This is a genomic window from Pseudomonas sp. JV245A (assembly GCF_032424515.1).
GTDB classification, from domain to species: Bacteria; Pseudomonadota; Gammaproteobacteria; order Pseudomonadales; family Pseudomonadaceae; genus Aquipseudomonas; species Aquipseudomonas protegens.
The window spans coordinates 1-821 of the sequence record NZ_VYKE01000453.1 but is presented as its reverse complement, the minus strand read 5'-3'; the positions used below and the strand labels follow the sequence as shown (position 1 = coordinate 821).

1 protein-coding gene is annotated in these 821 nt (G+C 67.5%); it reads right to left on the bottom strand.

Going from position 1 to position 821, the window contains the following annotated elements; translation table 11 throughout:
* Positions 1 to 52: 52 nt before the first annotated feature.
* On the bottom strand, positions 53 to 821 hold a 769-nt coding region (locus F6S12_RS32385; RefSeq protein ID WP_315869939.1), incomplete at its 5' end, for a heavy metal sensor histidine kinase.

Genomic DNA, 821 nt, shown 5'->3' with positions numbered 1-821 from the left:
AATACTGCAGACCGCTGAAGGCCTGGCGGCCTTGTCGCAGCCTCGGCAGCGGCTACAGGAGGGGGAAGCCCAGTTCGAATACCGTGGCCTGCTCATCGCTCGTGACCCGCACCTGGCCGCCATGTAGCAGCATGATCGAGTGCACGATGGCCAGCCCCAGGCCCCCGGAGTCCCCCGGCTCGGCTCGGGACGGGTCGACCCGGTAGAAACGGTCGAACAGCCGGGGCAGGTGCTCGGGGGCGATCGCCGGGCCCTGGTTGTGCACCTGCAACCAGCACCAGCCCGCTTCGTCGTGGCGCCGCAGGCGGATCAGCGACCCTGCATCGGCATGACGCACGGCATTGGCCAGAAGGTTGCCCAGGGCCCGTTGCAGCAATTGCTGGTCAGCCCGCAGCTCGCCGGAAAAACCGTTCTCCAGGCGCAACTGGCGGTCGTCGGCCAGGGCTTCGAAGTAGTCGCACAGTTGCGCCCCGACACCGGCCAGTGACAGTACCTGCAGGTCCAGCACCGCATCGGCCTGCTCGGCCCGGGCCAGGAACAGCAGGTTCTCGGCCATGCGTCCCAGGCGCTCGAACTCTTCCATGTTGGAGGCCAGCACTTCCTGGTACTCCGCCGCACTGCGCGGCTGGTTCAAGGCCAGGCCATTGCTGCCCAGGAGGTTGTGCAACGGCGTGCGGATCTCGTGGGCCAGGTCGGCGGAAAATTGCGACAGACGCTCAAAGCTCTCTTCCAGCCGCGCCAGCATGGCGTTCAGGGCCTGCACCGGCTCGTGGAATTCCGCCGGGATGCCGTTGGTGTGCAGGCGCCGGTCGAGGCTGCGC